This is a genomic window from Streptomyces sp. 351MFTsu5.1 (assembly GCF_000383655.1).
Classification (GTDB): domain Bacteria; phylum Actinomycetota; class Actinomycetes; order Streptomycetales; family Streptomycetaceae; genus Streptomyces; species Streptomyces griseorubiginosus.
Genome location: NZ_KB911814.1, coordinates 1 through 5234, shown reverse-complemented (window position 1 = coordinate 5234; position 5234 = coordinate 1). Strand labels below are relative to the sequence as shown.

Annotated in this window: 5 protein-coding genes; 3 read left to right on the top strand and 2 right to left on the bottom strand. The window is 71.2% G+C overall.

Translation table 11 applies throughout. The annotated features are described in order from the left end of the window. On the top strand, positions 1 to 476 hold a 476-nt coding region (locus H295_RS44570), incomplete at its 5' end, for a biotin/lipoyl-containing protein (protein ID WP_020141369.1). A gap of 471 nt (positions 477 to 947) precedes the next feature. Here H295_RS44570 and H295_RS0142400 read toward each other — a convergent pair. Together H295_RS0142400 and H295_RS0142395 are read right to left on the bottom strand one after the other, a co-directional pair. Beyond that, positions 948 to 1904 (bottom strand): DeoR/GlpR family DNA-binding transcription regulator, encoded by a 957-nt coding sequence (locus tag H295_RS0142400; RefSeq protein ID WP_078616916.1) that lies wholly within the window; start codon positions 1902 to 1904, stop codon positions 948 to 950. A gap of 166 nt (positions 1905 to 2070) precedes the next feature. After that, positions 2071 to 3519: an NAD(P)H-quinone dehydrogenase gene (locus H295_RS0142395; RefSeq protein ID WP_020141439.1), complete on the bottom strand. Its 1449-nt coding sequence runs from the start codon at positions 3517 to 3519 to the stop codon at positions 2071 to 2073. A 96-nt stretch (positions 3520 to 3615) separates the two neighbouring features. Between H295_RS0142395 and H295_RS0142390 the strand changes: the two genes are divergently transcribed. Continuing rightward, the gene (locus H295_RS0142390; protein WP_020141438.1) at positions 3616 to 4053 is read left to right on the top strand and encodes a gamma-glutamylcyclotransferase; all 438 of its coding nucleotides are present in this window, start codon (positions 3616 to 3618) and stop codon (positions 4051 to 4053) included. A gap of 97 nt (positions 4054 to 4150) precedes the next feature. Next, positions 4151 to 4975, top strand: coding sequence for a purine-nucleoside phosphorylase (locus tag H295_RS0142385; protein WP_020141437.1), 825 nt, complete (start codon positions 4151 to 4153; stop codon positions 4973 to 4975). Positions 4976 to 5234: the final 259 nt, after the last annotated feature.

The following is a 5234-nucleotide window of genomic DNA, read 5'->3' as shown; positions in this document are numbered from 1 at the left end:
CCGGCAGCACCGACCCGTTCACGGTCCACACCCGCTGGATCGAGACCGAGTTCGTCAACGACATCAAGCCCTTCGCCGCCCCGGCCGACACCGAGGCCGAGGAGGACGGCGACCGCGAGACGATCGTCGTGGAGGTCGGCGGCAAGCGGCTCGAGGTCTCCCTGCCCTCCTCGCTGGGCATGTCGCTGGCCCGCACCGGCCTGGCGGCGGGTGCCAAGCCCAAGCGCCGGGCCGCCAAGAAGTCCGGCCCCGTCGCTTCCGGTGACACCCTCGCCTCGCCGATGCAGGGCACGATCGTCAAGATCGCCGTGGAGGAGGGCCAGGAGGTCAAGGAAGGCGACCTCGTCGTCGTCCTCGAAGCGATGAAGATGGAACAGCCCCTCAACGCCCACCGCTCCGGCACCATCAAGGGCCTGACCGCCGAAGTCGGCGCCTCCCTCACCTCCGGCGCCGCGATCTGCGAGATCAAGGACTGACGGCGGGACCTTTTCCTGTACGACGCGTCCGAGGCGCCCCGCGAACCTGAACGCAGGTCCGCGGGGCGCCGCGTTTCCCCGTTCCCCGTGGCAGTGGCTTCGCGGTGCAGGCGCGACAGCGCCGCACTCAGGGGCGCGGGGAACTGCGCGAACAGCCACAACGAACCAGCAGCCGCCAAGCGACCGCACCACCCGAGCTCCTGGGCCCGCCCCGCCCGAACGGGCACAAACGGACAGGATCAGCCCTGTAACAGACCTGGTCGCCCCCGAACGTCCCCGGCACCCCCGCCGCGACACCCGGATTCCGCCCCCGGCCCCGCCTCCCGGCACTCCCCCGATGCCCCCGGACCCGGCCCCCCGGGCCTACGACAGCCGGACGACTCACCCCGGCCCCTCAGCCGAACGCGAAGCCGAACCCGAACCCGAAGCCCGCTCCGGCCCCCAGCCGAAGCGCCCCGCGCCCCGCGCCCGTCACCGTCGTCGCAGGTCCGCCACGCGCGCACGCTCCGCGCCCGGAGGTGTCTCCCCCAGTACCGCGGCCGTCCGAAGGGGGCTTGCCGGGACCTGGCCGCGGCGGGGGCCCGGCACCGGCACGTCCCGGCGCTGTTGCTGCCGCGCCGGGACCTGATCACCCCCCGACGCTCCCGACGCGCCGGCCACGGCGATCTGCACCCCCTGGTCGGCGAGCGCCTGGAGTTCCGTGCCGGCCCGGTCGTCATGGGCCGGGGGCTCGTCCGTGACCAGGCGGGTGATCACATCCGTCGGCACGGTCTGGAACATGGTGTCGGTGCCGAGCTTGGTGTGGTCGGCGAGGACGACGACCTCCGCGGCGGCCTGCACCAGCGCCCGGTCGACGGACGCCGACAGCATGTTGGACGTGGAGAGACCGCGTTCCGCGGTGAGCCCGCTCCCGGAGAGGAAGGCGCGCGAGACCCGGAGCCCCTGGAGCGACTGTTCGGCTCCGGAGCCCACCAGGGCGTAGTTGGAACCGCGCAGGGTGCCGCCGGTCATCACGACCTCCACCCGGTTGGCATGGGCGAGCGCCTGGGCCACCAGCAGGGAATTGGTCACGACGGTCAGACCGGGCACCCGGGCGAGCCGACGGGCCAGCTCCTGTGTGGTGGTACCCGCCCCCACCACAATGGCCTCGCCCTCTTCGACGAGACCCGCGGCGAGATCGGCGATGGCCGTCTTCTCGGCGGTCGCGAGATGCGATTTCTGCGGAAAGCCGGACTCCCGCGTGAACCCGCCCGGCAATACCGCACCGCCATGTCGGCGGTCGAGGAGTCCTTCTGCCTCCAGTGCGCGCACGTCCCGCCGTACGGTCACTTCGGAGGTCTGGACGACGCGGGCGAGCTCACGGAGCGACACGGCTCCGTTGGCCCGCACCATTTCGAGGATCAATTGGCGACGTTCTGCAGCGAACACGAAACTGACAGTAACCCCAACGACCGTCTGCTTTCAGCAGTATGCGCCGAATTACCGAAGTTGTTCGCACAGTAGGACGGGAAGTGGTATAGGGCCTAATCCGGCCGCCTATGCCGCACGAATGGTCGACAACTCCCCGTGACCAGGCAGGAATCGCTTTCGGCCGTCAGGCCCCGCCGGTCTCCTTGCGTGTGTGCAACTGCCGTGCCACCTCGGCGATCGACCCCGAAAGGGAGGGGTAAACGGTGAACGCGTTCGCGATCTGTTCGACCGTCAGATTGTTGTCGACCGCGATCGAGATGGGGTGGATCAGTTCCGAGGCGCGCGGGGCGACGACGACACCGCCGACGACGATCCCGGTGCCGGGCCGGCAGAAGATCTTGACGAAGCCGTCGCGGATGCCCTGCATCTTGGCGCGCGGGTTCCTGAGCAACGGCAGCTTCACGACCCGGGCGTCGATCTTGCCGCCGTCCACGTCGGCCTGGGAGTAGCCGACGGTGGCGATCTCGGGGTCGGTGAAGACGTTGGAGGAGACCGTCTTGAGGTTCAGCGGGGCCACCGCGTCGCCGAGGAAGTGGTACATGGCGATACGGCCCTGCATGGCGGCGACGGAGGCGAGCGCGAACACCCCGGTCACGTCACCGGCGGCGTACACACCGGGAGCCGAGGTCCTGGACACCTTGTCGGTCCAGATGTGCCCGGAGTCCCGCAGCCGGACGCCGGCCTCCTCGAGGCCCATGCCCGCGCTGTTGGGAATGGCACCGACGGCCATCAGGCAGTGCGACCCGGTGATGACCCGGCCGTCCGCCAGCGTGACCTCGACCCGGTCCCCGACCCGCTTGGCGGACTGGGCACGGGAGCGAGCCATGACGTTCATGCCGCGCCGCCGGAAGACGTCCTCCAGGACGGCGGCCGCGTCCGGGTCCTCGCCGGGCAGCACCCGGTCCCGGGACGACACGAGGGTCACCTTGGACCCGAGCGCCTGGTAGGCACCGGCGAACTCGGCACCGGTGACACCGGACCCGACGACGATGAGCTCCTCGGGGAGCTCGTCGAGGTCGTAGACCTGGGTCCAGTTGAGGATGCGCTCCCCGTCGGGCTGGGCGTCGGGGACCTCACGGGGGTGCGCGCCGGTGGCGATGAGCACCGCGTCCGCGACGAGGGTCTCCTCGCTGCCGTCGACGGCCCGCACGACGACCTTCCGGGACCCGTCGAGCGCCTGCATGCCCTCGAGCCGCCCGCGCCCGCGCAGCACCCGGGCCCCGGCACGCGTCACGGAGGCCGTGATGTCGTGCGACTGGGCGAGGGCGAGCCGCTTCACACGCCGGTTGACCTTCCCCAGGTCGACGCCCACCACCCGCGCTGCCTGCTCCAGGGGCGGGGTGTCATCGGCGACGATGATCCCCAGCTCCTCGTAGGACGAGTCGAAGGTCGTCATGACCTCGGCCGTCGCGATAAGGGTCTTCGACGGGACGCAGTCGGTCAGCACCGACGCCCCGCCCAGACCGTCGCAGTCGACGACGGTCACCTCCGCGCCGAGCTGGGCAGCCACCAGGGCCGCCTCGTATCCGCCGGGTCCGCCACCGATGATCACGATCCGAGTCACGTACTCCATTGTCCCGCACGAGCCGGGGTGCCACTGCCTGGGGCCCGTCCCGAGATCCCTCTGTTACGGGAGAGACGCCGGGGACGGCTGCCGTACCCTCGTCGCATGTCGCTCTACGCCGCCTACGCCGGCAACCTCGACGCGCGGCTGATGACCCGCCGCGCCCCGCACTCGCCGATGCGTGCCACGGGGTGGCTGAACGGCTGGCGGCTGACCTTCGGCGGTGAGCACATGGGCTGGGAAGGGGCGCTGGCCACGATCGTCGAGGACCCTCTCTCCCAGGTCTTCGTCGCCCTCTACGACATCGCGCCCGCCGACGACGACTCGATGGACCGCTGGGAGGGCGTCGGCCTGGACATCTACCGCCGCACCCGCGTCCGGATCCACACCCTGGAGGGCGAGGAGCAGGCCTGGACGTACGTCCTGAACGGCTACGAGGGCGGCCTCCCCTCGGCCCGTTACCTGGGCGAGGTGGCCGACGCGGCGGAATCGGCGGGCGCGCCGCACGACTACGTGATGGAACTGCGCAAGCGTCCCTGCTGACTTTCCCGGCTTTGGTTGGAAACGACAAGACAACGATCGCCATCCCGTCAGCTCTGTCATCTACGCGCGTAGGCTCCGACCGGCTACCCTCGTCCGCGTGAACGCATCTCTTCTTCCGGACGACATCCAGGGCGACCCGCATGCCGCCGCCGACGCCGCTGCCGCCCGCCTGCGCGAACTGACCGGCGCCGAGACCCACGACGTCGCCCTCGTGATGGGCTCCGGCTGGGCGCCGGCCGTGGACGCCCTCGGCGCCCCGGACGCCGAGTTCCAGGTCACCGAGCTGCCCGGGTTCCCGCCGCCGGCGGTGGAGGGACACGGCGGCAAGATCCGCTCGTACCGGATCGGTGAGAAGCGGGCCCTGGTATTCCTCGGCCGCACCCACTACTACGAGGGCCGTGGCGTGGCTGCCGTGGCCCACGGCGTGCGCACCGCGGTGGCCGCCGGCTGCAAGACGATCGTCCTCACCAACGGCTGCGGCGGCCTCCGCGAGGGCATGCGCCCCGGCCAGCCGGTCCTGATCAGCGACCACATCAACCTCACGGCGACGTCCCCGATCATCGGCGCGAACTTCGTCGACCTGACCGACCTCTACTCCCCCCGCCTGCGCGCCCTGTGCAAGGAGGTCGACCCCACGCTGGAGGAGGGCGTCTACGCCCAGTTCCCCGGCCCGCACTACGAGACGCCGGCGGAGATCCGCATGGCCCGCGTGATCGGCGCCGACCTGGTGGGCATGTCGACGGTCCTCGAAGCGATCGCCGCGCGCGAGGCGGGTGCGGAGGTCCTCGGCATCTCCCTGGTCACGAACCTGGCGGCCGGCATGACGGGCGAGCCCCTCAACCACGAGGAGGTCCTCCAGGCGGGCCGCGACAGCGCGACGCGGATGGGTTCGCTGCTGGCACAGGTACTCGAACGAATCTGACGGGGCGCCTTTGGGGGTGCTGGGTCCGGTGGTTCGGCGGGTGCGGGTCCGTCGTGGCTGGTCGCGCAGTTCCCCGCGCCCCTGGGGGGTTGCAGTCCACCTGCGCCACGACGGGACCGTCCGCCCCCACCGAACCGTTCCGCCGCGCGCGCCCGCCCTCACCGGAGGGTTGGCCGCGTACGGCGTGAAGGGGACGGGGTGGGGGGTGTCCGCCCGCAGCGGCCGGCGTCCGGAACCGAGAACTGACCAAGAGACCGAG

Coding starts and splice junctions, on each gene's coding strand:
- H295_RS0142395 (WP_020141439.1), bottom strand. CDS start 3,519: ATGGAGTACGTGACTCGGATCGTGATCATCGGTGGCGGACCCGGCGGA.
- H295_RS0142390 (WP_020141438.1), top strand. CDS start 3,616: ATGTCGCTCTACGCCGCCTACGCCGGCAACCTCGACGCGCGGCTGATG.